This is a genomic window from Flavobacterium panici (assembly GCF_903819335.1).
Taxonomy (GTDB): domain Bacteria; phylum Bacteroidota; class Bacteroidia; order Flavobacteriales; family Flavobacteriaceae; genus Flavobacterium; species Flavobacterium panici.
Window position 1 is genome coordinate 16,326 of record NZ_CAIJDE010000052.1, and the last position, 25,896, is coordinate 42,221.

The 25,896-nt window shown below is 33.1% G+C and carries 27 protein-coding genes and 1 tRNA gene; 17 read left to right on the forward strand and 11 right to left on the reverse strand.

Annotation, left to right across the window (positions count from 1 at the left end; translation table 11 throughout):
• Window positions 1-67 precede the first annotated feature (67 nt).
• The 6 genes from FLAPXU55_RS17225 to dnaA all read right to left on the reverse strand — a co-directional run bounded on the left by FLAPXU55_RS17225 (window position 68) and on the right by dnaA (window position 5,366).
• Entirely contained in the window at window positions 68-949 is an 882-nt protein-coding gene (locus tag FLAPXU55_RS17225) for an SDR family oxidoreductase (protein WP_180859725.1), read from the reverse strand.
• Window positions 950-1,023: 74 nt separating this feature from the next.
• Complete coding sequence (locus FLAPXU55_RS17230) at window positions 1,024-2,151, reverse strand: methionine aminotransferase (protein WP_180859727.1); 1,128 nt, start codon at window positions 2,149-2,151, stop codon at window positions 1,024-1,026.
• 34 nt (window positions 2,152-2,185) lie between these two features.
• Entirely contained in the window at window positions 2,186-2,653 is a 468-nt protein-coding gene (locus tag FLAPXU55_RS17235; protein WP_180859730.1) for an energy transducer TonB, read from the reverse strand.
• Between the two features lie 21 nt (window positions 2,654-2,674).
• Window positions 2,675-3,388 (reverse strand): SAM-dependent methyltransferase, encoded by a 714-nt coding sequence (locus FLAPXU55_RS17240; RefSeq protein WP_180859732.1) that lies wholly within the window; start codon window positions 3,386-3,388, stop codon window positions 2,675-2,677.
• A gap of 73 nt (window positions 3,389-3,461) precedes the next feature.
• On the reverse strand, window positions 3,462-3,929 hold the full coding sequence (locus FLAPXU55_RS17245; protein WP_180859734.1) for a low molecular weight protein-tyrosine-phosphatase: 468 nt from the start codon (window positions 3,927-3,929) through the stop codon (window positions 3,462-3,464).
• A gap of 9 nt (window positions 3,930-3,938) precedes the next feature.
• Window positions 3,939-5,366 carry a chromosomal replication initiator protein DnaA gene (gene dnaA, locus FLAPXU55_RS17250; RefSeq protein ID WP_011921525.1) on the reverse strand — a complete coding sequence of 476 codons (1,428 nt, stop codon included), beginning with the start codon at window positions 5,364-5,366 and terminating at the stop codon, window positions 3,939-3,941.
• A 186-nt stretch (window positions 5,367-5,552) separates the two neighbouring features.
• Here dnaA and FLAPXU55_RS17255 point away from each other — a divergent pair, with 186 nt between their 5' ends.
• On the forward strand, window positions 5,553-5,957 hold the full coding sequence (locus tag FLAPXU55_RS17255) for an acyl-CoA thioesterase (protein ID WP_053474055.1): 405 nt from the start codon (window positions 5,553-5,555) through the stop codon (window positions 5,955-5,957).
• A gap of 31 nt (window positions 5,958-5,988) precedes the next feature.
• On the opposite strand, the gene FLAPXU55_RS17260 is transcribed toward FLAPXU55_RS17255, so the two are convergent.
• The 3 genes from FLAPXU55_RS17260 to ribD form a co-directional block, all read right to left on the reverse strand.
• On the reverse strand, window positions 5,989-6,621 hold the full coding sequence (locus FLAPXU55_RS17260; RefSeq protein ID WP_180859736.1) for an IMPACT family protein: 633 nt from the start codon (window positions 6,619-6,621) through the stop codon (window positions 5,989-5,991).
• Between the two features lie 184 nt (window positions 6,622-6,805).
• Window positions 6,806-7,408, reverse strand: a complete 603-nt coding sequence (locus tag FLAPXU55_RS17265; RefSeq protein WP_180859738.1) for an HAD family hydrolase — start codon at window positions 7,406-7,408, stop codon at window positions 6,806-6,808.
• Window positions 7,401-8,450 (reverse strand): bifunctional diaminohydroxyphosphoribosylaminopyrimidine deaminase/5-amino-6-(5-phosphoribosylamino)uracil reductase RibD, encoded by a 1,050-nt coding sequence (gene ribD / locus FLAPXU55_RS17270; protein WP_180859740.1) that lies wholly within the window; start codon window positions 8,448-8,450, stop codon window positions 7,401-7,403. The genes FLAPXU55_RS17265 and ribD overlap by 8 nt, the downstream gene beginning before the upstream one ends.
• A gap of 126 nt (window positions 8,451-8,576) precedes the next feature.
• Between ribD and FLAPXU55_RS17275 the strand changes: the two genes are divergently transcribed.
• From FLAPXU55_RS17275 to FLAPXU55_RS17285, 3 genes are all read left to right on the forward strand, one after another.
• Entirely contained in the window at window positions 8,577-9,068 is a 492-nt protein-coding gene (locus FLAPXU55_RS17275; RefSeq protein WP_180859742.1) for a GNAT family N-acetyltransferase, read from the forward strand.
• 75 nt (window positions 9,069-9,143) lie between these two features.
• On the forward strand, window positions 9,144-10,010 hold the full coding sequence (gene prmC / locus FLAPXU55_RS17280; RefSeq protein ID WP_053474051.1) for a peptide chain release factor N(5)-glutamine methyltransferase: 867 nt from the start codon (window positions 9,144-9,146) through the stop codon (window positions 10,008-10,010).
• A 23-nt stretch (window positions 10,011-10,033) separates the two neighbouring features.
• Window positions 10,034-10,243 carry a hypothetical protein gene (locus FLAPXU55_RS17285; protein WP_180859744.1) on the forward strand — a complete coding sequence of 70 codons (210 nt, stop codon included), beginning with the start codon at window positions 10,034-10,036 and terminating at the stop codon, window positions 10,241-10,243.
• Window positions 10,244-10,546: 303 nt separating this feature from the next.
• Here the strand turns inward: FLAPXU55_RS17285 and FLAPXU55_RS17290 are convergent, their stop codons facing one another.
• Window positions 10,547-11,791: an ABC transporter permease gene (locus FLAPXU55_RS17290; RefSeq protein WP_180859746.1), complete on the reverse strand. Its 1,245-nt coding sequence runs from the start codon at window positions 11,789-11,791 to the stop codon at window positions 10,547-10,549.
• 238 nt (window positions 11,792-12,029) lie between these two features.
• Here FLAPXU55_RS17290 and hisS point away from each other — a divergent pair, with 238 nt between their 5' ends.
• From hisS to FLAPXU55_RS17350, 12 genes are all read left to right on the forward strand, one after another.
• Window positions 12,030-13,457 (forward strand): histidine--tRNA ligase, encoded by a 1,428-nt coding sequence (gene hisS / locus FLAPXU55_RS17295; protein ID WP_180859749.1) that lies wholly within the window; start codon window positions 12,030-12,032, stop codon window positions 13,455-13,457.
• 332 nt (window positions 13,458-13,789) lie between these two features.
• Window positions 13,790-13,860: transfer RNA gene (locus tag FLAPXU55_RS17300), tRNA-Trp, on the forward strand.
• 463 nt (window positions 13,861-14,323) lie between these two features.
• Window positions 14,324-14,902: a nucleotide exchange factor GrpE gene (locus FLAPXU55_RS17305; protein WP_053474046.1), complete on the forward strand. Its 579-nt coding sequence runs from the start codon at window positions 14,324-14,326 to the stop codon at window positions 14,900-14,902.
• A 77-nt stretch (window positions 14,903-14,979) separates the two neighbouring features.
• Window positions 14,980-16,089: a molecular chaperone DnaJ gene (dnaJ, locus tag FLAPXU55_RS17310; protein WP_053474045.1), complete on the forward strand. Its 1,110-nt coding sequence runs from the start codon at window positions 14,980-14,982 to the stop codon at window positions 16,087-16,089.
• Between the two features lie 163 nt (window positions 16,090-16,252).
• Window positions 16,253-17,182, forward strand: coding sequence for an ABC transporter ATP-binding protein (locus FLAPXU55_RS17315; RefSeq protein ID WP_180859751.1), 930 nt, complete (start codon window positions 16,253-16,255; stop codon window positions 17,180-17,182).
• An 80-nt stretch (window positions 17,183-17,262) separates the two neighbouring features.
• Window positions 17,263-18,579, forward strand: a complete 1,317-nt coding sequence (locus FLAPXU55_RS17320) for an ABC transporter permease (RefSeq protein WP_180859753.1) — start codon at window positions 17,263-17,265, stop codon at window positions 18,577-18,579.
• Window positions 18,580-18,677: 98 nt separating this feature from the next.
• Entirely contained in the window at window positions 18,678-19,841 is a 1,164-nt protein-coding gene (locus FLAPXU55_RS17325) for a sigma-54-dependent transcriptional regulator (protein WP_180859755.1), read from the forward strand.
• A 44-nt stretch (window positions 19,842-19,885) separates the two neighbouring features.
• Window positions 19,886-20,548, forward strand: coding sequence for a DEAD/DEAH box helicase (locus FLAPXU55_RS17330; RefSeq protein WP_180859756.1), 663 nt, complete (start codon window positions 19,886-19,888; stop codon window positions 20,546-20,548).
• Between the two features lie 69 nt (window positions 20,549-20,617).
• Window positions 20,618-21,433 (forward strand): alpha/beta hydrolase, encoded by an 816-nt coding sequence (locus FLAPXU55_RS17335; protein WP_180859757.1) that lies wholly within the window; start codon window positions 20,618-20,620, stop codon window positions 21,431-21,433.
• A gap of 26 nt (window positions 21,434-21,459) precedes the next feature.
• Window positions 21,460-21,678, forward strand: coding sequence for a putative signal transducing protein (locus tag FLAPXU55_RS17340; RefSeq protein ID WP_180859758.1), 219 nt, complete (start codon window positions 21,460-21,462; stop codon window positions 21,676-21,678).
• A gap of 113 nt (window positions 21,679-21,791) precedes the next feature.
• The gene (locus FLAPXU55_RS17345) at window positions 21,792-22,595 is read left to right on the forward strand and encodes a Cof-type HAD-IIB family hydrolase (RefSeq protein ID WP_180859759.1); all 804 of its coding nucleotides are present in this window, start codon (window positions 21,792-21,794) and stop codon (window positions 22,593-22,595) included.
• A gap of 6 nt (window positions 22,596-22,601) precedes the next feature.
• Window positions 22,602-23,129 (forward strand): GNAT family N-acetyltransferase, encoded by a 528-nt coding sequence (locus tag FLAPXU55_RS17350; protein WP_180859760.1) that lies wholly within the window; start codon window positions 22,602-22,604, stop codon window positions 23,127-23,129.
• Between the two features lie 87 nt (window positions 23,130-23,216).
• Here the strand turns inward: FLAPXU55_RS17350 and FLAPXU55_RS17355 are convergent, their stop codons facing one another.
• Complete coding sequence (locus FLAPXU55_RS17355) at window positions 23,217-23,741, reverse strand: hypothetical protein (protein ID WP_053474077.1); 525 nt, start codon at window positions 23,739-23,741, stop codon at window positions 23,217-23,219.
• 499 nt (window positions 23,742-24,240) lie between these two features.
• Here FLAPXU55_RS17355 and mtaB point away from each other — a divergent pair, with 499 nt between their 5' ends.
• A complete protein-coding gene (gene mtaB, locus FLAPXU55_RS17360) occupies window positions 24,241-25,575 on the forward strand; it encodes a tRNA (N(6)-L-threonylcarbamoyladenosine(37)-C(2))-methylthiotransferase MtaB (protein ID WP_180859761.1) in 1,335 nt (444 codons plus the stop codon).
• The last annotated feature ends 321 nt before the right edge of the window (window positions 25,576-25,896 follow it).

Here is a 25,896-nt window from a genome sequence, read left to right on the forward strand (position 1 = left end):
AACCTTCGGGATTTGGTGCAATCAGTATAGTTTAAAAAAATATTCTGAATTTAGTAAGCACTTGTAATTATTTGTTCTTCTTTGCTTTAATCATCATTTCAAGCTGATCCCAAAGTTCTTCGGGAATTGCCTCTAATAAATTGAATTGTCCGGCACCTTTTAACCATTCGCCGCCGTCTATCGTAATGACATCACCATTTACATAAGCAGAGAAATCAGACACTAAATAAGCCGCTAAATTGGCTAATTCCTGATGATCTCCAACACGTTTCAAAGGCACTTTTTTTGCCATGTCGAACTTTTCAGAAAGATCTCCTGGTAATAATCTGTCCCAAGCCCCTTTAGTAGGGAATGGTCCCGGAGCAATCGCATTAGAACGAATTCCGTATTTTGCCCATTCTACAGCAAGACTTCTTGTCATGGCTAAAACTCCTGCTTTTGCAGTCGCACTTGGCACCACATAAGCAGAACCCGTCCAGGCATAAGTTGTTACAATATTTAAAATCGTTGCCGATGTTTGTTTCGTATCAATCCAGTGTTTTCCAAAAGCAAGCGTACAGTTTTTAGAACCTTTAAGTACGATATCTATAACAGTATCAAATGCATTTGCAGATAAACGTTCAGTTGGAGAAATAAAATTTCCGGCTGCGTTGTTTAAAAGAACATCTACTTTTCCAAAAACTTTTAAAGTTTCCTGAAGCATATTTTCTACTTCTTCATAATGACGAACGTCACATTGAAGCGGTAAACATTTTCCGCCAGTTTCTCTTTCAAGTTCTGCTGCAGTAGTTTTCAGCTTTTCTAAATCTCTTGAAGTTATCGCAACTTGTGCGCCTAATTCAAGAAAATATTTAGTCATTGCTTTTCCTAAACCGCTTCCGCCGCCTGTAACTACAATGACTTTTCCTTTTAAAGCGTCGTCACGTAACATTTTATCTGTATAGCTCATACTTTTCTTTTTTTACAATATTAATTAAAAAAATAGGATGCACGCATAATATTGTTATAAAATTTTGATAAACTTTATATATCACATAGTTTTTTTGCGGCAGATTCTAAAGTAAAATCGTCTTTGGCAAAGCAAAAACGTATTAATTTTTGATCTTTATGATCGGAGTAAAAAGTTGAAATAGGAATAGCAGCAACACCGTGATTGATGATTAGATTTTTGCAGAATGTTACATCATCTTCATCTGAAATATTGGCATAAGAAGCAACCTGAAAATAAGTTCCTTCGCATGGTTTTAATTCAAATTTGCTGTTTTTAAGGAGTTTTTGAAAGTAATCTCTTTTTTCCTGATAGAATTTCCCAAGTAAATTGGCATCAACAACATCTAAATATTCGCTGATCGCAAATTGTGAAATACTGTTCACGCTGAAAACTAAAAACTGATGTACTTTTTTGATTTCCTTCATTAAATATTCGGGAGCAATCGTGTAACCAATTTTCCAGCCTGTAATATGAAATGATTTCCCGAAAGAAGAAACCATAATACAACGATCTAAAAGAAAGCTTTTGGTATGTGCCGAGATATGTTTTTCTTCAAAAGTGATGTATTCATAGACTTCATCAGATAAAACTATGATATCTGGATATTTTGAAAGTATTTTTTCAAGCTGAAGAAAATCGGCTTCATTCAATATTTTTCCTGTTGGATTATGCGGATTATTGATGATAATCATTCGGCTTTTTGCAGAACAGGCTTTTTCGATTGTTTCCCAGTTTGGTGTATAATCGTCGTTCAGCGGCACACGAACTGGTTTTGCTTTGCACAGTAAAACCGGAGATTCGTAAGAATCATAACTTGGATCGAGAATAATTACTTCGTCGTTTTCTTTTACCAAAGCTAAAATTGAAGTAAAAATTCCCTGCGTTGCACCAGCAGTAACCAAAAGCTCTAAATCTGGTTTGATTGTTCTCTTATAAGAACTTTGAGTTAATGCTGCAATTTTATTCATCAATAGCGGATAACCTGCCATTGGCGTGTATTGGTGTACGTCTTCCTTTGATAATCGGGCAACAATATCCGTTAATCTTTCATCAACAGGAAAATTTGGAAATCCCTGCGAAAGATTTATCGCATTGTATTCGGCTGCCATTTTTGACATTACCGTGAAGATGCTTGTGGTTACATTTGAGAGTTTACTCATAGTAAAGTTTGATTAGGGGAAAACTTGTGAGTAATTATTTTGGAGAGCTATTTACATACATAGGTGCAGAAAAAAGAACTCTAACAGTTTTATTGTTTTGTTTTCCAGGACTCCATTTTGGAGACATTTTTAAAACACGTATTGCTTCCCTTCCTGTTTCGAAACCAATATCTCTCAATATTCTAATATCGCTTAATGAACCATCTTTTTCTATGACAAAAGTGACATAAACCTTTCCTTTTAATTCTGGATTACTTGCAGGAATTTTAAAATTCTTCTCAACAAATTTATTGAATTCAATCATTCCTCCCGGGAAATCAGGTTTGATATCTATTCCAGCAGTATTGTAAACGCTATAATCATCATTAGGGACATCGCCTTCTGGGTAAGCTTTATCAGTAGGTTCGTCAACTGTGAGGATATCGTCAGTTTTTGTTTTTGGAGTTTGAGCAAATATATTTTGTGCAAAACAAATCAAAATTAGCAGAAGAAATTTTTTCATTATGATGGTTTTAAAGTTAGTTTACATTTTATGAATAATAAAAATCGTTGGTCGATTATGTAAATCTACTTTTAATTTCTTCCAATCCGAAATTTTCATTGTTTTTATAAATTCTGTTGGTAACGTAATATCAGTTGCAATGCATAAATGTGTCGAAGGATTTACGATTTGTAAAATGTCTTCAACTAATTTATTGTTTCTATAAGGTGTTTCAATAAAAATCTGCGATTGGTTTTTATCGTGAGATAATTTCTCAAAATGTCTCAATGCTGATTTTTTCTCGTCTTTATCAATTGGTAAATAACCGTTGAAAGTAAAGCTCTGACCGTTCATTCCAGAAGCCATCATCGCCAATAGAATAGAAGAAGGACCAACTAAAGGCACGACCTGAATTCCTTTTTCGTGTGCCAATTTTACAATCACAGCGCCGGGATCAGCAACGCCAGGACATCCGGCTTCGCTCATTAATCCCATGTTTTTTCCTTCTAACAAAGGTTTTATAAAATCTAAATGTTCGCTTGGTTCTGTTCTTTTATTTAGGGTAAAAAGTACCAATTCCGATTGTTTTTTTTCTGGATAAACTGCTTTTATAGATTTTCTGGCTGTTTTATCATTTTCAACGATATAATGGTCAATAAGTTCTATTGCTCTTCTTACGGTTTGTGGTAAAACATCCATCGGATCGCTTTCGCCCATTGTGGTTGGAATTAAGTATAGTTTTCCGAGAAGTTTCATTTTGAGATATTTTATAAATTAAAACAAAAAATGTATTTCAATTCTATAAATAGCAATTGAAATACAAATTTAATTATGAATGTTTTTCGATAAGTTTTTGGGCAATTATTTCAGAAACTTCGTCCAGCATTTGATAAACATTATCAAATCCGTTAGCGACTCCGTAATAAGGATCTGGAACATCTACATTTTCGTCTGGAAATAATTCGTTCAAAATAAGACGAACTTTGTTTTTATGTTCAGGAGTTTTAGCAAGATGAAGAACGTCACGCAAATTAGAACTGTCCATAACGTAGATATAATCGAATTCGTCAAAATCAGAAACTTTAAATTGTCTTCCTTTTTGACCGTCAATACATAAACCGTTTTTTTGGGCGACAGCAATCGAACGTTTGTCTGGAGCGTGGCCAATATGCCATGATCCTGTTCCTGCAGAATCAACAATAAATTTGTCTTTAGGTAATTTTGATGCTAAAATTCCTTCTGCTAAAGGAGATCTGCAAATATTTCCTAAACAAACCATTAAAACTTTTACTGGCATGATTCGCGTTTATAGCGTTAGTTTTTTGTTGATGTCTTCGACAAATTTTTTAAATTGTTTGTCTGTTGAAACTAAATTATCAACGGTTTTACAAGCATGTAAAACGGTAGCGTGATCGCGGTCTCCAATTTGTGAACCAATGTTTGCCAAAGAAGCTTTTGTAAATTTCTTTGCAAAAAACATGGCCAATTGTCTTGCCTGAACAACGTGTCTTTTTCTGGTTTTAGATTGAAGTGTTTCAATGTCCAGCTGAAAATAATCAGACACAATTTTTTGGATATAATCAATAGAGATTTCTCTCTTTACGTTTTTAACAAATTTCTCAACTACACTTTTCGCTAATTCAATCGTAACTTCTTTTTTATTGAAAGAAGACTGAGCAATTAACGAGATAATTGCACCTTCTAATTCTCTTACGTTAGACTTGATATTCCGTGCAACATACTCTAAAATGTCTTCCGGCATATCAACACCATCGCGATATAAAATGTTTTTTAATATCGAGATACGGGTTTCATAATCAGGCTGGTGCAATTCTGCAGACAATCCCCATTTGAAACGAGATAATAAACGCTGTTCAATATCCTGCATATCTACAGGAGCTTTGTCAGAGGTTAAAATTACCTGCTTTCCGTTTTGGTGCAAATAGTTGAAAATGTGGAAAAATACGTCCTGAGTTCCTGATTTTCCAGATAAAAACTGAACATCATCAATAATCAAAACGTCGATTAACTGGTAAAAGTGAATGAAATCGTTACGATTATTCTTTTTAACCGAATCAATATATTGTTGTGTGAAAATCTCGGCAGAAATATATAAAACCGTTTTTTCAGGATATTTGTCTTTTACTTCAACACCAATAGCATGCGCTAAGTGTGTTTTTCCTAAACCAACTCCTCCAAAAATCAATAACGGATTAAATGAAGTTCCTCCAGGTTTGTTGGCAACAGCCATACCTGCAGAACGCGCTAAACGGTTTGAATCTCCTTCAAGGAAATTATCAAAACTGTAATTAGGATTTAACTGAGATTCAATTTTTAAATTTCTGATACCAGGAATTACAAACGGATTCTTAAGTTCAGGATTCAAGTTTTTAAACGGAGCGTCAACTTCTTGCGGTTTCATAGGAACTCTGTTAGAACTTGGCAGCTGCTCGGTAAACGGCTGTTTATTTCCATAAGTGTTCTCCATTTTAATTTTATAGAGTAACTTTGCGTTTTTTCCCAGTTCTTTGGTAAGTGCAACTTTCAATAATTTTACGTAATGCTCTTCGAGCCATTCGTAGAAAAATTTACTTGGTACTTGAATATATAACGCGTTGTCGGTTAGCTCAACTGATTTGATTGGTTCAAACCAAGTTTTGTATGCCTGATCTTGAATATTGTCCTTTATAAAAGACAAACAGTTTTCCCATACCGATTGAGCAGTTTTAGTCATAGATTCAAATAAATTTTTTTATTATTGATAAAGATTCTCCTATAAAATAGGAGCAAAATTTTTCCGTTTTTCAGGATAACAAATATGTGAACAAATTTCTGTAAAAAAAAATATTTTGGTATCTAATTTTATAAAAAAATGTTGTAAGAGAACTTCAGTAATTTTAAATTTTTTAATGTATAAATAATGAAAAATCATCAAACGCAAGTGCGTGTTCGTTACTCCGAAACTGACCAAATGGGGGTCGTTTATCACGGAAATTATGTGCCTTATTTTGAAATTGGACGCGTGGAATGGCTTAGAAATAAAGGGATTTCGTATGCAAGTATGGAAGAAAGCGGAATTGGGCTTCCAATTGTTTCGATGCAGATCAACTATAAAAAATCAGCCCGTTATGATGAGCTTTTAACAATTCATACAACATTCAAAAGTCAGTCATCTGTTAAGATCGAATTCGACTGCGAAATCTATAATGAAGCAAATGAGTTATTAACAACCGCAGTGTTTATTTTAGTATTTATTTCGTTAAAAACAGGTCGTCCAACTGCCCCTCCGGATTATATTTTGGAATTGTTTAAAACGCTAACGTAATTGTTAAAACGAAGGATGTTTTTATACTAAATTACACAATTTTAATATCGATTTCAAACATTAAATCAAAAATGTCGAATATAAATTCGGCATTTTTTTTTCGAGTTTTAGTCATTATCTTACCAATTGGCAGTCCGGAATCTTCATCGATTTCCATTTCCTGAGAAATTATGTCAAGCTTTTTTTCTTTTATAACACGCATTACCTTGTTCATGTTTTTATAATCAAAAGAAATTAAAAACTGAACATCAATTGTTTTTTCAATAATTTCACAAACTTCTAATGTCATTTGTGCCGTTGTTCGATAAGCAGCGATCAGGCCGCCAACGCCTAATTTTGTACCGCCAAAAATGCGAACCACAACTATAAGTATATTGGTTACACCAAAAGATTGTATTTGTCCATATATAGGTGCACCGGCAGTATTACTTGGCTCGCCATCATCGTTTGCACGATACGAAATTTTTGGAGCCGTTCCTAATTGATAAGCGTAACAATAATGTACAGCATGTGGATGTAGTTTTCTTAAATCCTCAATAATAGGTTTTACTTCATCCTCATTTTCTATAGGAAATGCATAACCAAAGAATTTACTCCCTTTTTCCTTAAAAAGAATTTCTTCAGATGCACTGGCAATGGTTTGATACGTATCGTTATATTCCAAATTTAATATTCTAAATTATTTTGTTTTTTTCCACGAATTCCACGAATTCCAGGGATTTTTCACGCAGATTCTGCAGATTTTAGCAGATTTAGTTTGTATTATAATCTGCGTAGATTAGCTTAAATCTTTTTAAATCTGCGTGAAAAAAAATCATTCTAATCTTTTTAATCTGTGGCTAAATATATTATAGTATGTTTTTATCAAACAAATCAACAACATCTTCCTTGCCAACTTGTAAATTCCAAACATGTAAACCTAATGCAGCAGCGGCATCAGTATTGTCTTTTTTATCATCAACAAATAACGTTTGCTCAGGAATTAAATTATGTTCATCAATTAAATGTTGAAATGATTCAGCGTTCGGTTTTCGTTTTCTAATTTCAAAAGAGAAATGAACTTTCTCAAAACAATTATAAAAATCAGTATAAAAAGGAATACCAACCGTTTTTTCAAAAGTAGCAATATGAATAGCATCTGTATTACTTAATAAAAACAAACGGTATTTTTTTGAAAGCTTTTTTAAGAAATCCAATCGATAAGAAGGAAAATCAGCCAAAACCGCATTCCAGGCTTTCAGGATTTCTTCAATAGAAGCATTAGGAAGCTGTTTTTGAAATCCGCCTATAAAATCATCATAGGAAACATCTCCCGTTTCATACAATAAATTCAAGCGGTCAAGTTCAGCGTTCCATTCTGTCAAACCTAAATTTTGCAATCCTGAAATCGTTCCTTGTTTGTCTAAATTGATGAAGATATCTCCAAAGTCAAAAATTATCGTATCAATCATTATTTCTTACGTATATTAATTCGTCGTTTTGAATATAAGTTTTAATGGCATTTTTCTTTTGAAGTTTTGGTGCTTTTGTGCCTTTTTCAAAAGTATTTTTTCCAACAAAAATTCTTGCTTCATCCCAAATATTCTGATCTATAAAAGACTGCAAAGTTTGTCTTCCGCCTTCAATAATTATAGATTGAATTTGATGCTGATATAAAACAGATAAAATATTCTCAATCATGTTTTCATCAAAATCAATCTTCTCAAAAATTGTATTTTCAGTCGAAACATTCTCCTCCGATTTCGAAAACACAATCGTTTTTACACTCTCATCAAAAACAAAACTATCTTTTGAAATTCGGTTGTTTTGATCTAAAATCACCCGAACCGGATTGTTTCCTGACCAATCACGAACATTTAATTTCGGATTATCATCAACAACCGTCTGTGTACCGGCTAAAATAGCCTGCTCTTCACTTCGCCATTTATGAACTAATTGTCTCGAATATTTGTTAGTAATCCAAACTGGTTTGCGTTCCTGATCGTCTGCTTTTTCGGGAGCTAAAAATCCGTCCTGACTTTCTGCCCACTTTAATATAATATAAGGTCTCTTTTTTTTGTGAAAAGTAAAAAAGCGTTTGTTGAGTTCGTTACATTCGTCTTCTAAAATCCCTACGGTTACATTTGCTCCCGCTTCAACAAGTTTCTTGATTCCTCTTCCTGCCACTTTTTCGTTGGGATCAACTGTTCCAACAATCACATTCGGGATTTCGTTTGCAATAATTAAATCACAACAAGGCGGCGTTTTCCCAAAATGAGAGCACGGTTCTAAACTAACATAAATTGTTGCTTTTTTTAATAGCGATTTATCTTTTACAGATCGAACCGCATTTACTTCGGCGTGTGGTTCTCCGGCTTTTTTGTGCCAGCCTTCGCCAATAATTTTATCTTCATAAACAATTACACTGCCTACCATAGGGTTTGGATAAGTTGTTCCAAAACCATTTTTAGCAAGTTCTATGCATCGTTTGATATATTTCTCATGTATATTCACCCTGCAAAAGTAATTATTTTTGAGTTTTGAGTCTAATATTGTAATTATTGTTGCGAAACAAAACAAAATGTTATGAAACTATCGGAAAAGTATTTTTATTTTTGTAGTTACAAGTGAAAAAATAAAATGAGAAATTGGGTTATCAGAAAAATTAAAAAAGAAGACAATCAAGCAGTTGCAAAATTAATACGATCGGTTTTTGACGAAATGGAAATTCCAAAAGTGGGAACTGCTTATGAAGATCCATATTTAGATTTAATGTTTGAAGAATACAATAAACCGCAATCAATCTATTTTGTAGTTGAAAGTGAAGGCGAAATTTTAGGCTGTGCCGGAATTGCTCCGTTAGAAAATGGAGATCCTAAAATTTGCGAATTGCAAAAAATGTATTTCTTACCAGAAGTCCGCGGATTAGGTATTGGAAGTAAAATGATGGATGAATGTCTAAATGAAGCAAAGAATTTTGGTTTTGAAAAATGTTACATAGAAACAATGCCGTTTATGCACGCGGCACAAAAATTATATAGAAAATCAGGTTTTGAATATTTAGATGCGCCAATGGGGTGTACCGGGCATAATTCTTGCCCAGTATGGATGTTGAAAGATTTGCAGAACTAATTAATAAATTGATTTTGTAAATACTTATATGAAGAATAATTAGCTTTGGCTGAAAAATAATACGCAATAAACGCAATGAAAATCAAACAATATCGTACTCAGTTTATTAAAGAGTTATCTCCTTTGTACGATGCGTACGAAGCAGAAAGTTTTTTCTATTTAATTCTAGAAGATAAACATAAACTGCGTCAAATAGATTTAGCTTTAAATCACGAATTATTTTTTTCTGAGTCTGATTTTGCTGTTTGGGATTTATTATTAGCACAGCTGAAAAGAGAAGTTCCAATTCAGTATTTATTAGGTAAAACCAGTTTTTATGGTTTAGAATTTGAAGTAAACGAAAATGTTTTGATTCCGAGACCGGAAACAGAAGAATTGGTCGAATGGATTATTAACGAAAATAAACCGCTCGACAAAACGAAAAAACTAAAAATTCTTGATATCGGAACCGGAAGTGGATGCATTGCTATTTCGCTGGCTAAAAATCTGCCAAATGCAGATGTATATGCTATTGATGTTTCAAAAAAAGCAATAGAAACGGCAAAACGAAATGCAAACAGAAATAAGGTAGATGTTACTTTTATGTTTCAGGATATTTTGGAAACACAAGAATTGAAATGTCAGTTTGACGTAATTGTTTCAAATCCGCCTTATGTGCGAAATCTTGAAAAAGAAGAAATAAAGAAAAATGTTCTCGACTACGAACCGCATTTAGCATTGTTTGTAGACGATAATGATGCATTGGTTTTTTACAGAAAAATAGCTTCTTTAGCGCATAATAATCTCTTGGAAAACGGACAATTGTACTTTGAAATCAATCAGTATTTAGGAAAAGAAATGATCGATTTATTAGGTAAAATGGATTTTATAAACATCGATCTTAGAAAAGATATCTACGATAACGACCGTATGATTTCCTGCAAGGTTTCCAAAACCTTGTAGGTATTTTTATTCTATAGCTAAAAATGAAATTACAAATTAGGAATTTTAATGCACATCAAAGATCTGAAAGATTTGATATCGAAATTCCTTCTGACAATTCTTCAGATTTAAAGATTTCCTATGTTGATTTTGAGTTTGAAGAAATACCAGAATATAACATTATTGCAAAAATTTTTCTCAATGAAAATAATGATGAATTAATTGAATTGAATTTTTTTCATTTCAAAAATTGATTACTCCTTAGATTTTCCTTTTTTTTATTTACACGAAAATTATATTTTAATTGTAGATGATCTATTTGCTGAAACTACAACATTTGATGGTGAGACAGTAGATAGAATTCTAAATGAGCAGCCTCATGAAATAATTGAGTTTGAGGATTATTTTGAATTTGATATAATAGGAGTTGAAAAAAGAAAACTTATGAAAAATATTTCACATTCCTGCAAGGTTTTCAAAACCTTGTAGGTATTATGTTTTCATCGTTAATAAATTAAACCTACAAGGTTTTGGAAACCTTGCAGGAAACGTGAAGATTATTCATATCGCAAAGCCTCAATTGGATCTAATTTCGAAGCTTTAATTGCAGGATATAAACCGGAAACAATAGCAACAATAAAACTGGTTGCAAAAGCAGCAAATATCGCTTTCCATGGAATTACAAAAGCAAAATCCATTATTCCGGCAAATGCACCGCCAACAACAATTCCTAATATAATCCCAATTAAACCTCCGATTTGACCAATCAATAAAGTTTCAATAAAAAACTGAACTGAAATTGTAACCTTTGTTGCGCCCAATGCTTTACGAACGCCAATTTCTCGCGTGCGTTCAGTAACCGAAACAATCATAATATTCATTAAAGCAATTGACGAACCTAGAATAGTGATAACAGAAATAATCCAGGCAGCCCAGCCTAAATATTGTGTAATTCCTAAAATTCTGTTGATCAAGTCATCGCTTCGGCCAATTCCAAAGTTATTATCACGAACCGGACTTAATTTCCGAACTCTTCGCATTGTACTTGTTGCATTGTCAACGGCTTCGTCTAAAAGTTCTTTTTTAGAAACCATAACACTTACAGTATAGTTAATATTTGGAGCGGTAAATAAAGAACGTGCCACCTGAATAGGAATTAAAACGCGTAAATCCTGACTGTTTCCAAATGTTGAACCTTTTTCTTTTAAAACGCCAATGACTTTAAAACGTGCACCGCGAATTGAAATTATTTTATCAATTGGGTTCACATCTTTTAATAAACCTTTTTCAAAATCAGAACCCACAACGCAGGAATAAGTATTGTTATCAACATCAAACTGATTAAAAGAGCGTCCTAAAGTTGTTTCTAAACCGGAGTTTGAAATAAAATGTTCATCAACGCCTACAACTGTAATTTCAGGATCTGTTTTGGTGTCTAAATATTTTACTTCTGCTTTTGATGTTGCTGTAAACGAAAGAGAAGTTTCGGTAAAAGGATATTTGTATTTGTTTTTAAAAGCAACCGCTTCAGGATAAGAAATAATTGGATTTATGATTTCACGTTCGTTTCCGCCGCGGTTACGAACTGTATTTTCATATTGATTAATATTAAAAGTATTCGCTCCCATCGAAGCAAAATTGGTCGAAACCGTGTTTTCAAGTGCCGTTACAACAGTTAAAATTCCAACCAAAGCGGTAATTCCGATAGCAATAATTAAAACGGTAAGAATGGTTCGCAGTAATTGAGTTTTGATAGAACCAAAAGCAATTCGGATATTTTCTTTAAATAATTTTAGCATCATGACCAATTTGTCACGAAAATACGGTTTTTGTTACAAGTTTGTTTTCGAACCGCTATTATTTATTTTAAAAAGTAAGATATTTGCAGTCGATTTTAAATTAAATCGAAAGTTGGAAAGCCATAAAGTCGAAAGTGTAAAACCAACAATCAAAAAATTAAAAATAAAATAATTTTAAAGGTTTAGATTTTAGATCTCAAAGAAATCTAAAATCTAAAATCAACAATCTAAAATAAAAAAAATGGCTTCAAAACCAAGCATTCCACAAGGGACAAGAGATTTTTCGCCTGCCGAGGTGTCAAAACGTCAATATATTATTCAGACGATAAAAACTAATTTTGAAAAATTTGGTTTTCAACCGATAGAAACTCCTTCGTTTGAAAATTCAGATACTTTGATGGGAAAATATGGAGAAGAAGGAGATCGTTTAATTTTTAAAATCCTGAATTCAGGAAACTTTTTCTTCAATAAAAATAAAATTGAATTACCGGAATCTATAGAATCACTTCAGGTTAATTCTGCCGAAACTATTGATTTAAGCCAAAGAATTGAACTGAATAAATTTACAGGAAGAATTTCAGAAAAAGCCTTGCGTTACGACTTAACAGTTCCGTTTGCAAGATATGTTGTACAGCACCAAAATGAAATTGAATTTCCTTTTAAAAGATACCAGATTCAGCCAGTTTGGAGAGCTGACAGGCCACAAAGAGGACGCTACAGAGAATTCTATCAATGTGATGCCGATGTTGTGGGGTCAACTTCACTTTGGCAGGAAGTAGAATTGGTTCAGTTGTACGATACCGTTTTTACATCTTTAGGTTTAGAAGGCGTAACAATCAAAATTAATAACAGAAAAATTTTATCTGGAATCGCTGAAGTTATTGGTGCTTCAGATAAATTAATTGATTTTACAGTTGCTCTTGATAAATTAGATAAAATTGGAGAAGACGGTGTAAAGAAAGAAATGATCGAAAAAGGTATTTCTGAAACGGCGTTGGTAAAAGTACAGCCGCTTTTTAGCTTTAGCGGAACTTTTGCAGATAAAATTAAGCAGCTTTCAGAATTACTAACTTCATCAGAAGAAGGAATGAAAGGAGTTGAAGAACTAAAATTTATTTGTGACAATGTTGCAGTTTTAGGACTATCAACTGCAACTTTAGATCTTGATGTGACTTTGGCACGCGGATTAAATTATTATACGGGAGCAATTTTTGAAGTCGCAGCTCCAAAAACGGTTTCAATGGGTTCTATTGGCGGCGGCGGAAGATACGACGATTTGACGGGCATTTTTGGTTTGAAAAATATGAGCGGTGTCGGAATCTCTTTTGGATTGGACCGAATTTATTTGGTTTTAGAAGAATTACAATTGTTTCCGGAAACTGTTGCAGCGACTTCAAAAGCAATATTTATCAATTATGGAGATAAAGAAGCTTTGTACGCTTCAAAAGCCATTCAGAAATTAAGACAGGAAAATATAAAAGTAGAATTGTATCCGGATAATGTAAAAGTTGGGAAACAGTTTCAATATGCAGACAAACGTTTGATTCCGTTTGCAGTAATTGCTGGCGATCAGGAAATTACTTCAAATTCTTACGCTTTAAAGAATTTAGTGACAGGTGAACAGGTTTCGGTTGATTTCGAAGGATTGAAAAATGCTTTGTTAAGTTAATATTTGAAGCGAAGTTTTTTTGCCACAGATTAAAAAGATTAAAATGATTTTTTTTTTCACGCAGATTTGGCAGATTTAATTTGATTTTTATATTAAATAAATTTGCTTTAATCTGCCTAAATCTTTTTTAAATCTGCGTGAAATAAATTTTTTTAGTAACAAGCGAATAGATTTCAACGAATAGAAAAAAAACTTTTTTAGTTAACTATTTGGAACGAAGGTTTTTGCCTCAGATTGCCGAGATTTAAAGGATTTTCTTTTTAAATCTCTATGTGAAATAGTTGCTGGTAAAGAAAAAAAACTTTTAATTTGCCGACCTTAAGTTACAAGTTACGGGCGTAGTTCAAGGGTAGAATAGCGGTCTCCAAAACCGTTGATGGGGGTTCGAATCCCTCCGCCCGTGCAATATTTTTTACCGCAAAGAGCACAAAGCTTTTTACAAAGAATACTTAAAAACATAAAGTTCGCAAAGCTAAATCAATACAAAGCTTTGCGAACTTTTGCCTTTTTTAAAAAGCTTAAGAGTAAAAAAACTTAGCGTTCTTTGCGCTATTTTTTCAAGATAAAAAGCATAAAAAAAAGCTTCGTCTCTGTAAGGCGAAGCTTTTTTTAATATAAGGTAAACTTGAATTAATAATTATTTAGAGGCCTTAGCCAACCCTTAAATTCAATTTTGATAGGTAATAAATTTTTGTTCCCAATTTGGATACCAAAGATACGACAAACTAAATCGTAATAGTCTTAAAATTATAATAAATTTTTATTGCCTATTTTCGGTTTTTAAAACTCTCATAATTAATAAAGTGACAATTTGACATTTTATAAGATTTGGCAGTACTTTTGCAATCCAACAGAAAGAAATAAAAATGAAGTTTAAGAATATTTTTAAAAATAAAAGTAATATGACTACGGAAAATACAGAATTCGATCAGGAATTAGATGATGTAACGTTAGAGAACAATGCCAACGGTGAGCAGTTAATTGTTGAAGAATTAAGTGTTGAAGAGCAATTAGCTCAAGACTTGGCAAAGGAAAAAGATAAGTTTTTGAGATTATTTGCCGAATTTGAAAATTACAAAAAAAGAACTTCAAAAGAGCGCATTGATTTGTTTAAAACTGCAAATCAAGAAGTTTTGTTAGCAATGCTTCCTGTTTTAGATGATTTTGACAGAGCAATGGTAGAAATCAACAAATCTGAGGATGAAAATTTAACTAAAGGTGTTGAATTGATTCACGAGAAACTAAAAAGCACTTTAGTAACTAAAGGTTTAGAGCAAGTTGACGTAAAAGCAGGAGATGCCTTTAATGCTGATTTTGCTGAGGCAATTACCCAAATTCCGGCACCGTCTGAAAAATTAAAAGGGAAAATTGTTGATGTTATTGAAAAAGGATACAAATTAGGAGACAAAATTATTCGTTTCCCTAAAGTAGTAATCGGAAACTAAAAAATGCAAGTAAAATTCTAAAGCCCAATTTTTAATGTTGGAATTTGGAATTTGTGATTTGGAATTTAAACCTAACTATGAAAAAAGATTTTTACGAAATACTAGGCATTTCAAAAAATGCTGACGCTGCCGAAATAAAAAAAGCATATAGAAAAAGTGCGCTTAAATACCACCCTGATAAAAATCCAGGCGACAAAGAGGCAGAAGAAAACTTTAAATTAGCTGCTGAAGCTTATGAAGTTTTAAGCGATCCACAGAAAAAAGCTAAATATGATCAGTACGGACATCAGGCATTTGATGGTTCTGGCGGATTTGGCGGTGGTCACGGCGGTATGAATATGGATGACATTTTCAGCCAGTTTGGTGACATTTTTGGAGGAGGATTTGGCGGTTTCGGAGGCGGAGGCGGAGGCCCTCGCCGTGCTAAAGGAAGCAATCTTCGAATTAAAGTAAAATTGACTTTAGAAGAAATTGCAAATGGTGTTGAGAAAAAAGTAAAAGTAAAACGTAAAGTTCAGGCAAAAGGTGTAACATATAAAACTTGTACGACTTGTAACGGTCAAGGTCAGGTAATGCGTGTAACCAATACCATTTTAGGAAGAATGCAGTCAGCATCAACTTGTCCTACTTGTGGTGGTTCTGGTCAAATTTTAGATAAAAGACCTTCTGAGGCAGATGCACAAGGAATGGTTCAGGAAGATGAAACGGTATCAATCAAAATCCCGGCAGGTGTTACTGACGGAATGCAGTTGAAAGTTTCAAACAAAGGAAATGATGCACCGGGAAATAGTATTCCGGGAGATTTAATTGTTGCCATTGAAGAAGTTGAGCACGAATTCTTAAAACGTGAAGGAGAAAATATTCATTTTGATTTATATATCAGTTTCCCTGAAGCAGTTTTAGGAGTTTCAAAAGATATCGAAGCCATCAACGGAAAAGTTCGTATTAAACTGGAAGAAGGAATTCAATCTGGAAAAATCTTAAGATTAAAAGGAAAAGGAATTCCAAGTTTAAACGGTTACGGAAGCGGAGATTTATTAGTTCACGTAAATGTCTGGACACCAAAAACATTAAACAAAGAACAAAAACAATTCTTTGAAAATGCTTTAAATGACGAACATTTTGCGCCAAGTCCAGAGAAATCAGAAAAATCATTTTTTGAAAAAGTAAAAGATATGTTCTCATAATCTAAACTTTTCTAAAATGTTTAAATAAATTCAAAACCCATTCTAAACATAAATAGAATGGGTTTTTTGCGTATTATTATGCAGATTCGCTAGTAATTATTTACTTTTACAGACTGTTGGTAAAAATAACAAAAGCCAGCGCAAGAAAATCCAAAAAAACAAAATGAGCAACTTACTCGAAGTACATAAAGTCGTAAAACAATATGGCGATTATGTAGCGCTTAACGAAGTTTCTTTAAATGTGCCAAAAGGCAGTATATATGGACTTTTAGGTCCAAATGGAGCTGGAAAAACTTCCTTAATCAGAATCATCAATCAAATTACAATGCCAGACAGCGGCGAAGTAATTCTTGATGGAGAAAAACTGCATCCAAAACACGTACAGACAATTGGTTATCTTCCGGAAGAAAGAGGATTATATAGCTCGATGAAAGTGGGAGAACAATGCTTGTATCTCGCACAAATGAAAGGACTATCTAAAGCCGAAGCCAAAAAGCAATTGGATTACTGGTTTGACCGTTTAGGAATTCAGGGCTGGTGGAATAAAAAAATTCAGGAGCTTTCTAAAGGAATGGCGCAGAAAATTCAGTTTGTAGTTTGTGTTTTACATAAACCAAAATTGTTAATTTTTGATGAGCCTTTTTCAGGTTTTGATCCCGTAAATGCCAATGTTATAAAAGATGAAATTTTGGCATTAAAAGAGCAGGGAGCAACTATTATTTTCTCGACACACCGAATGGAAAGTGTAGAAGAACTTTGCGATCATATTGCACTAATTCACAAATCAAATAAACTGATTGAAGGAAAAGTAGGTGATGTAAAACGCCAGTTTAAAACCAACAGTTTTGAAGTGGGAATCCTGACCAATAATGTTGAAGGTTTGATGTACGATATTACACAAAAGTTTACTGTTTCACAGGCGAATTTTAAATCCTTAAACGACGATTTAAAATTAAATATTCAAATAGGAAATGCTGCGCCAAATGAATTATTACATATCCTGACACAACGCGGACAAGTAACACATTTCGTAGAAAAAATTCCAAGTGTACACGATATTTTTATTCAAACAGTTACTGAAAATACAAAATAAAATTCCAAAAAAAGAAATTCCAAATTCCAATTTAAGAGTTTTCAAAATTGGAATTTGGAATTTGAAAATTTAAAATATTTATGAGCATCATTTCGTTGATTATAAAAAGAGAATTTATTGCCAAAGTCCGCAATAAATCTTTTGTTGTCATGACTTTTTTGAGTCCGCTTTTATTTGTTGCGATAGCCGTTTTTATAGGTTATTTGAGCACAATGAAAGCCGAAACAAAACGTATTGCTATTCATGATGAAACCGGACTTTTTGCTGCCGATTTTTTAAAAGAAAATAAAAAAGGTGCCGAATTCAAATATCTAAATTTATCTGAAATTGATGTAAAAGCTTTAAAAGACAGCATTACAAAAGAAAATTTCAGCGGATTAATTGTCATTCCAAAAACAAATAAAACAAAAGATTTAGAAAGTAAAATTGAATTTATTTCGAATAACAGTCCAAGTATTTCTTTTATAGAAAGCACACAGAAAATCATCGGAACAAAAATTACCAAACTAAATCTAGAAGAAGCCAAACTAGATACACTGGCCATTCAAAAAGCACAGTCAGAAGTGAATATTCATTTGGTTAAAGCTTCGGGAGAAGAAAGTTTAAAAGGATTAAATGAAATAAAAATCGCAATAGGCGGCGCATTCGGTTATTTGATTATGATGTTTATTATTATTTATGGAAATATGGTAATGCGAAGCGTAATCGAAGAAAAAACCAACCGTATTATCGAAATTATTATTTCATCTGTAAAGCCCTTTCAGTTAATGATTGGTAAAATTGTTGGAACATCATTGGCGGGAATTTTACAATTTATAATTTGGGCTTTTATTGGTTTAGGATTAATGTTTGCAGCTTCGACATTTTTTGGTGTAAACGTTGGACCAACAGCCAGAATTTCGCCGGAATTAATGCAATCCGCACAGCACGAATTTTCAGGAACAGCACAAATGTATATTACTGAATTATGGAATCTGCCAATTGCAAGTATCATAATTGGTTTCGTCGTTTATTTCATCGGAGGTTATTTTCTATACAGTTCATTTTATGCTGCAATTGGAGCCGCTGTTGACAATCAAACCGATTCACAGCAATTTTTACTGCCAATATTAATGCCGTTAATTCTAAGTGTATACATCGGATTTTTCACGGTTGTAAACGATCCACACGGAACCGTTGCCGTTGTATTCTCCATGATTCCGCTTACGTCGCCAATAGTTATGCTAATGCGTATTCCGTTTGGCGTGCCGTGGTGGCAAATTGCAATTTCGGTATCATTATTGTTTGCTACCTTTTTCCTTGTCGTTTGGTTCGCCGCAAAAATTTACCGTGTAGGTATTTTAATGTACGGCAAAAAACCAACGTGGAAGGAATTGTATAAATGGCTAAAATATTAACTTAGAGATTCTAAGTTTCTAAGTTTCTGAGATGCTAAGATTTTAGCTAAAAAAACTCAGAAACTTAGAATCTTAGCATCTTAGTATCTTAAAAAAGAATGAGTAAAATACTAATTATCGAAGACGAAGCAGCGATTAGAAGAGTTTTGGTAAAAATATTATCAGAAGAAAATGATACCTATCAGGTTGATGAAGCTGAGGATGGAGCTGCAGGTCTTGAAAAAATAAAAAACAACGATTACGATTTGGTTTTGTGTGATATCAAAATGCCAAAACTGGACGGTGTTGAGGTTTTAGAAGAAGTAAAAAAGATAAAACCGGAAATTCCAATGGTTATGATTTCAGGTCATGGCGATATGGAAACCGCAATTCATACCATGCGTTTGGGTGCTTTTGATTATATCTCAAAACCACCAGATTTAAATCGTTTATTGAATACCGTTCGTAATGCTTTAGACAAAAAACAATTAGTTGTTGAGAATAAAATTCTAAAGAAAAAAGTCAGCAAAAATTACGAAATGATTGGCGACAGCGAATCTATTAATCATATTAAAGTGATGATTGATAAAGTTGCTCAAACCGAAGCAAGGGTTTTAATTACGGGACCAAACGGAACCGGAAAAGAATTAGTTGCGCATCAATTACACGAAAAAAGCGAACGTGCCAATTTTCCTTTAATTGAGGTAAACTGCGCGGCGATTCCGAGTGAATTGATTGAAAGCGAATTATTCGGACACGTAAAAGGTGCTTTTACATCGGCAGTTAAGGATCGTGCCGGAAAGTTTGAAGCGGCAGATAAAGGAACTATTTTCTTAGATGAAATTGGTGACATGAGTCTTTCGGCTCAAGCCAAAGTTTTACGCGCGCTTCAGGAAAGTATGATTACAAGAGTCGGTGCCGATAAAGACATTAAAGTTGATGTTCGTGTGGTTGCCGCAACAAATAAAGATTTAAAAACAGAAATTGCCGAAGGCCGTTTCCGTGAAGATTTATACCATCGTTTGGCTGTAATTTTAATTAAAGTTCCGCCATTAAATGAAAGACGTGACGATATTCCGGCTTTGATAAGGCATTTTGCAGAGAAAATAGCTTCTGAACAAGGAAATGTAGTTAAGGTATTTTCGGCGCAAGCCATACAATTATTACAGGAATACGATTGGACTGGAAATATTCGTGAACTTCGAAATGTTGTCGAAAGATTAATCATTTTAGGAGGAAACGAAATCTCTGAAGGCGACGTGAAAATGTTTGCCAGTAAATAATGATTTAGAATCTAAATTCTAAAATCATAAATCTAAAATTAAGCATGAAACTAAAAAAAATAAACGAGAAATTACAAGACGGACTAATTGAAAACGGTTTAACAGAAGCAAATGTTTTGCAGCTGGAAACTTTTTCGACCATTAAAAGTGGTGCGGATTGTATTATTATTTCTCCGGAGAAAAGCGGAAAAACAACTACAATTGTTTTAAATGTGATTCAGCAATTGGCTGGAAAAAATGAGGAATCGCCTCGTGCTTTGATTATTGTTGAAGACAAAGCAAAAGTGCTTGAAATGGAAGAGCTTTTTGAGAAATACGGAAAATATACCAATCTCGAAGTGTATGGTGTTCATGACAAAGGCGATATGGATTATGACAAAAATTACGTTTCTACGGGAATCGATGTTTTAATTGGAACGCCAAATAAATTGAGCGATATGTTTTCGACAGCGGGTTATAATGTAAACCGTTTGAAAATGTTTATCCTTGATGATGCAGATCCTATTTTGAAATTACGTCATGAAACTAAAATCATGCGTATTTCTAACAGTATTGCCAAAACACAGCGTTTAATTTTTGCTGAAACTTTGACAGAACGCATCGAAATTTTGGCAGATAAAATGTTACTTGAGCCTTATTTGTTTGATATGGATGAAGAAGGCGAGGAGGAATTAGACGAAGAAGAAGACGATATTGAGGAAGAGTAAAAAGTTGCAATTTTCAGTCTCAGTTACAAGCTTCACTGAAAACTGAGACTGAAAACTAAATAATAATATATGGAAATATTAAAAACGCTTAAATTCTTGTCAATCGTACTTCTGTGCTTTTTTCTGATTATTTATGTTTTGATAATTTCTTATGTTTACTTTAATCAGGTTGAATTGGTTTTTCATAGTTCGAGATTACCAAAAGATTACAAGTTTGATTATCAGCAAAAATTCGAAGAGATAAACATCAAATCATTTGACGGAACTATTCTGAATGGATTATTATTTAAAGCTGAAAATTCAAAAGGACTCATTTTTTATCTTCATGGAAATGCCGGAACACTCGAAACCTGGGGTAAAATTGCAAAAATTTATACTTCATTAGGATACGATATCTTTATTTTAGATTACAGAAGTTTCGGGAAAAGCGAAGGCGAAATCGAAAATGAAGAACAATTGTCAAAAGATATTTCAATTGTGTATCAGTCAATGACGAAAAGATATTCTGAAGATAAAATCATAATTGCAGGATATTCTATAGGTTCCGGATTTGCGGCTAAATTAGCTTTCGAAAATAAACCAAAAGCTTTACTGCTGCAGGCGCCGTATTATAATTTTTTAGAATTATCAAGTAAACGAGTGCCAATGTTTCCGGACTTTATGAAAAAGTTTAGCTTAGAAACCAATGTATATCTTCCGCAGATAAAAGCTCCAATTTATATTTTTCATGGAACGGCAGACCAATTGATTCCGTTTGAGAATTCAGTTCGGTTAAAACAGCTTTTGAAATCAAATGCTGTTTTTTATCCATTAAAAAATCAGGAACATATTGGAGTAAATGAAAATGAAGATTTTCAAAATCAATTAAAAACAATACTAGAATAGATTAATAATTAATAAAATAAAATGTCATGGGATTAATGAAGGTATTTTCGGGAAGTGAAGTATTAGCAATTGCTTTGCAGGAAAGATTAGAAGAAGCCGGTGTAGAAACTGTAAAAAAAGATAATATTCAATCCGCTCGTTTAGGAGGTTTTGGCGGTACAGATTTAGCCGTTGAGGTTTTCATTCAGGAAGCAGATTTTGCAAAAGCAAATCCGGTTATTGAAGAATTTAGAATGAGTATTTAAAAAAGTTTTCAGTCGCAGTCTCAGTTTACAGTGCAAAACTGCTTACCGAGACTGAAAACTGAGACTGAAAACTGAGACTGAATACTGCGACTGCAAACTGAAAACTAAAAAAAATGCAATACAAAATGTTAGTTCTCGACATGGATGATACCTTGTTGACAGACGACCACAAAATTTCAGATTTAAATAAAAAAGTTTTATTAGAAGCACAGGCAAAAGGTGTTTATGTTGTTTTGGCTTCAGGAAGACCAACATCGGCAATGATTGCTTATGCTAAAGAGCTGGAATTGGATTTGAATGATTCTTATATGATTTCTTTTAATGGCGCTATTATCAGTCAGGTAAAAGATGATCTTGTTTTATTTGAACAGAAACTTACTGTAGAACAAATCCACGCTTTATACGATTATAGTGTGAAAATGAAAACTCACATTATAACGTATTTAGATGATGAAATTATAAGCGAAACCGATTCTGAATATATCGAAATCGAAAAAGATATTACCGGAATGGCACACCGTAAAGTTTCGAGTTTTAAAGATTATGTTGACAGACCTGCTGTAAAATGTATTTTACTTGAAAATCCGGCTTATTTAAAAGAAGTCGAAAAAGATTTATTAGCAGCAATGCCGCATTTAAGCGTTTCAATGTCTAAACCTTTTTTCCTTGAAGCAGCGCAAAACGGAATTGATAAAGCAACAAGTTTAAAGAAATTAGCAGATAAACTCGGAATTCATCAAAGTGAAATAATCGCCGTTGGAAACGCCGGAAATGACTTAACGATGATCGAATATGCTGGTTTAGGTGTTTGGGTTGATAATGTAACGCCAGAATTGCGCGATAAAGCAAATTTAATTGTATCTTCAAATAACAATGACGGCGTTGCCGAAGTAGTACAGAAATATATTTTAAATTAATTTGAGATGAAAAATCCAATCGAAACAGAACGTTTGATATTACGGGAATTAGAAATTTCTGATGCAGAAGGAATGTTCGAATTGGATTCGAATCCGAATGTGCATTTGTTTTTAGGGAATAATCCCGTAAAGCATATTGAAGAAAGTATTGATTATATCAAATTTGTTCAAAAGCAATACAAAGATTTTGGAACAGGCCGCTGGGCTGTTGTTTTAAAAGAAACCAATGAATTTATTGGCTGGTCAGGAATAAAGTATATTACGGACGAAATCAATAAGCATAAAAACTTTTACGAGTTAGGATATCGTTTTATCGAAAAACATTGGGGAAAAGGATATGCCTCAGAAGCTGGAAAAGCTTTTGTCGATTATGCTTTTAACCAAATGAAAGTAGAAAAACTTTACGCTTTTGCGGATGCGGGAAATGAAAATTCCAGAAAGATTTTAGAAAAACTAGGTTTCCATTTTGTAAATTCTTTCGAGTATCAAGGAGAAATAGAAGTTTGGTACGAACTCAAAAATCCAAACTTATAAAGGAATTGTGTTTTAAGAAATGCGTTCCTCCAAATCTTTGAAAACTATAAAAGTCTGCAAAGATTTGGAAAACGTAATTTCTTGGAATTATTTTTTAGCTACAGAAACAAAATATTTATTTCCGTCACCCATTGTAAGTTTTACACGCTCGTCGCAAAGGTCAATTGCATAAACGGCACTTTCGTAACAGCTGCAAGTTGTGTTTTTGTCTTTAGACATTTCAGTTTTACAATTGTTATTTTTGAATGTTGCTAATTGTGGAGTATATAAACTTACTAAATCTGTAGAAGCAGTAACTAAAGAGATAATACTTGCAGAATTATTATTAGTAATTCTGTAAACAATTCTATCAGTATAGTTTACTTCATTTACAGTTACTTTACGAATATAAGTGTAAGCTGTAGATTCTGTACTTGGCTCCTTTACTTCAAATTTAAATCCAACCGCACGAATTGCAATATCAAATTGTGACTGAGAGTTTAAACTCGCCCAATTTGTTAAAGTACTAATAGATGGAAATGGGTTTGCATTTGCAGCTGGGGCATTAGTTTGCGCTTGCGAACTAAAAATGGTCAAGAACATCAAGCAGATCGTGGGTAAAAATGCTTTCATAGTGGAGTTTTTAATTTTTAATTTTTGCCTACTCTTTATGGTTTTCGGCGTTCCCATTCGTTTTTTAATAACAAAACAACAACATAACGATTGAAAATCAAAATTGTTTTACATGAATTGTTATTATATTAATATTAAAGTTTAAAATCTATAAAAACTCAATATAAGACTGAAATTTTCTAAACAAAGTTAAATGTAAGAAAATTTTAATTTAAAAGACAAAAAAATGTATTTAATCGATAAAATTTGCACTTAATCGATAATTTTGTCATTTTATTCTTATTGAATCCAAAATTATCATCTCCTAAAATACAAAATTTAAGAAATAATTGATTTATTATTAGGTTTTTTAATGCGTTTTAAAATTGATGCTTTCTGCAAAATATTGATATATAGTATATTATTGATTTTATTTTCAAGAATATTGTATGTAAATTTGCAAACTCTTTAATAGAGATGTAAATATAATATCTTACTACTATAAATGTAGTGCATTCCTATGGAAAATAGAAAAAAAGTTGCTTTTTATACGCTTGGCTGCAAATTGAATTTCTCAGAAACCTCTACGATTGCCCGAAACTTTAATGATGAAGGTTTTGATCGTGTCGATTTTGAAGAAATTGCAGATATATATGTTATCAATACCTGTTCTGTAACAGAAAATGCAGATAAGCAGTTTAAGCAGGTTGTAAAAAAGGCAATGAAACTTAATGATAAAGCATTTGTTGCAGCAGTTGGATGTTATGCACAATTAAAACCAGAAGAATTAGCAGCCGTTGACGGTGTTGATTTAGTTCTGGGAGCTACCGAGAAATTTAAAATCACAGACTATATTCATGATTTGAGCAAAAATGATATGGGTGAAGTTCATTCCTGCGAAATTGCCGAAGCTGATTTTTATGTGGGAAGTTACTCCATTGGTGATCGTACGCGTGCCTTTTTGAAAGTTCAGGACGGCTGTGATTATAAATGTACGTATTGCACCATTCCGTTAGCACGTGGAATTTCAAGAAGTGACGCTTTAGAAAATGTCTTAAAAAATGCCAAAGAAATTTCGGCTCAAAATATCAGGGAAATTGTTTTAACCGGAGTTAATATTGGAGATTATGGAAAAGGCGAATTCGGGAATAAAAAACACGAACATACTTTTCTTGATTTAGTTAAAGCTTTAGATGAAGTTGAAGGAATTGAACGTCTTCGTATTTCATCTATTGAACCGAATTTATTGAAAAATGAAACTATAGATTTCGTTTCAAAAAGCCGAACTTTTGTACCGCATTTCCATATTCCGTTACAATCAGGAAGCAACGATATTTTAAAACTAATGAAACGTCGTTATTTACGTGAAGTTTATACAGATCGTGTCAATAAAATTCGTGAAGTTATGCCGCACGCTTGTATTGGTGTCGATGTAATTGTTGGTTTCCCTGGTGAAACAGACGAACATTTCTTAGAAACGTATCATTTCTTAAACGAAATGGATATTTCTTATCTGCACGTTTTCACTTATTCTGAAAGAGACAATACTGAAGCTGCAGATATGCCGGGAGTTGTTCCTGCAAATGTAAGAGCAAAACGAAGTAAAATGTTACGCGGATTATCGGTTAAAAAACGTCGTGCTTTCTACGAAAGCCAAATCGGAACAAACAGAACTGTTTTATTCGAAAGCGAAAATAAAGAAGGTTACATTCACGGTTTTACAGAAAACTACGTAAAAGTAAAAACGCCATGGAATCCGGAACTGATTAATACTTTACACGAAATCAATTTGACAAAAATTGATGAAGACGGAAGTGTTCGTTTGGAGTTTGTAAATAAATTGGCGGAAGCTTAAAAATACATGTGATTTAACTTTGTCAAAGTTTAAAACTTTGACAAAGTTATCGCGACATCCATATATCCAAAGTATTGTCATTTCGACCGAAGGGAGAAATCGCACTAGTTTGTCGACAAAGATTGGAGATTTTCTTTGCGGAATTACTAGTGCGATTTCTCCCTTCGGTCGAAATGACAAATAAAAAAGCCTCATAAAAAGAGGCTTTTTTATTTTATAACTTGTCTTGTCCTGAAATAGCGATACAAAAAAAAGATCGTTATGGAAAAACAAACAAGTTATGTTAAGCGAAGCCAGCGAGACTATAGTATGTCGCTGAAG

Bases quoted from the DNA above. Each gene is read 5' to 3' on its own strand.
- FLAPXU55_RS17345 (WP_180859759.1), top strand. From the start codon at position 21,792: ATGCAATACAAAATGTTAGTTCTCGACATGGATGATACCTTGTTGACA.
- FLAPXU55_RS17305 (WP_053474046.1), top strand. From the start codon at position 14,324: ATGAAGTTTAAGAATATTTTTAAAAATAAAAGTAATATGACTACGGAA.
- FLAPXU55_RS17235 (WP_180859730.1), bottom strand. From the start codon at position 2,653: ATGAAAAAATTTCTTCTGCTAATTTTGATTTGTTTTGCACAAAATATA.
- FLAPXU55_RS17315 (WP_180859751.1), top strand. From the start codon at position 16,253: ATGAGCAACTTACTCGAAGTACATAAAGTCGTAAAACAATATGGCGAT.
- FLAPXU55_RS17320 (WP_180859753.1), top strand. From the start codon at position 17,263: ATGAGCATCATTTCGTTGATTATAAAAAGAGAATTTATTGCCAAAGTC.
- FLAPXU55_RS17245 (WP_180859734.1), bottom strand. From the start codon at position 3,929: ATGCCAGTAAAAGTTTTAATGGTTTGTTTAGGAAATATTTGCAGATCT.
- FLAPXU55_RS17275 (WP_180859742.1), top strand. From the start codon at position 8,577: ATGAGAAATTGGGTTATCAGAAAAATTAAAAAAGAAGACAATCAAGCA.
- FLAPXU55_RS17285 (WP_180859744.1), top strand. From the start codon at position 10,034: ATGAAATTACAAATTAGGAATTTTAATGCACATCAAAGATCTGAAAGA.
- FLAPXU55_RS17265 (WP_180859738.1), bottom strand. From the start codon at position 7,408: ATGATTGATACGATAATTTTTGACTTTGGAGATATCTTCATCAATTTA.
- FLAPXU55_RS17350 (WP_180859760.1), top strand. From the start codon at position 22,602: ATGAAAAATCCAATCGAAACAGAACGTTTGATATTACGGGAATTAGAA.
- FLAPXU55_RS17330 (WP_180859756.1), top strand. From the start codon at position 19,886: ATGAAACTAAAAAAAATAAACGAGAAATTACAAGACGGACTAATTGAA.
- FLAPXU55_RS17225 (WP_180859725.1), bottom strand. From the start codon at position 949: ATGAGCTATACAGATAAAATGTTACGTGACGACGCTTTAAAAGGAAAA.
- FLAPXU55_RS17335 (WP_180859757.1), top strand. From the start codon at position 20,618: ATGGAAATATTAAAAACGCTTAAATTCTTGTCAATCGTACTTCTGTGC.
- hisS (WP_180859749.1), top strand. From the start codon at position 12,030: ATGGCTTCAAAACCAAGCATTCCACAAGGGACAAGAGATTTTTCGCCT.
- FLAPXU55_RS17325 (WP_180859755.1), top strand. From the start codon at position 18,678: ATGAGTAAAATACTAATTATCGAAGACGAAGCAGCGATTAGAAGAGTT.
- FLAPXU55_RS17290 (WP_180859746.1), bottom strand. From the start codon at position 11,791: ATGATGCTAAAATTATTTAAAGAAAATATCCGAATTGCTTTTGGTTCT.
- dnaJ (WP_053474045.1), top strand. From the start codon at position 14,980: ATGAAAAAAGATTTTTACGAAATACTAGGCATTTCAAAAAATGCTGAC.
- FLAPXU55_RS17230 (WP_180859727.1), bottom strand. From the start codon at position 2,151: ATGAGTAAACTCTCAAATGTAACCACAAGCATCTTCACGGTAATGTCA.
- FLAPXU55_RS17255 (WP_053474055.1), top strand. From the start codon at position 5,553: ATGAAAAATCATCAAACGCAAGTGCGTGTTCGTTACTCCGAAACTGAC.
- mtaB (WP_180859761.1), top strand. From the start codon at position 24,241: ATGGAAAATAGAAAAAAAGTTGCTTTTTATACGCTTGGCTGCAAATTG.
- FLAPXU55_RS17355 (WP_053474077.1), bottom strand. From the start codon at position 23,741: ATGAAAGCATTTTTACCCACGATCTGCTTGATGTTCTTGACCATTTTT.
- prmC (WP_053474051.1), top strand. From the start codon at position 9,144: ATGAAAATCAAACAATATCGTACTCAGTTTATTAAAGAGTTATCTCCT.
- dnaA (WP_011921525.1), bottom strand. From the start codon at position 5,366: ATGACTAAAACTGCTCAATCGGTATGGGAAAACTGTTTGTCTTTTATA.
- FLAPXU55_RS17340 (WP_180859758.1), top strand. From the start codon at position 21,460: ATGGGATTAATGAAGGTATTTTCGGGAAGTGAAGTATTAGCAATTGCT.
- FLAPXU55_RS17240 (WP_180859732.1), bottom strand. From the start codon at position 3,388: ATGAAACTTCTCGGAAAACTATACTTAATTCCAACCACAATGGGCGAA.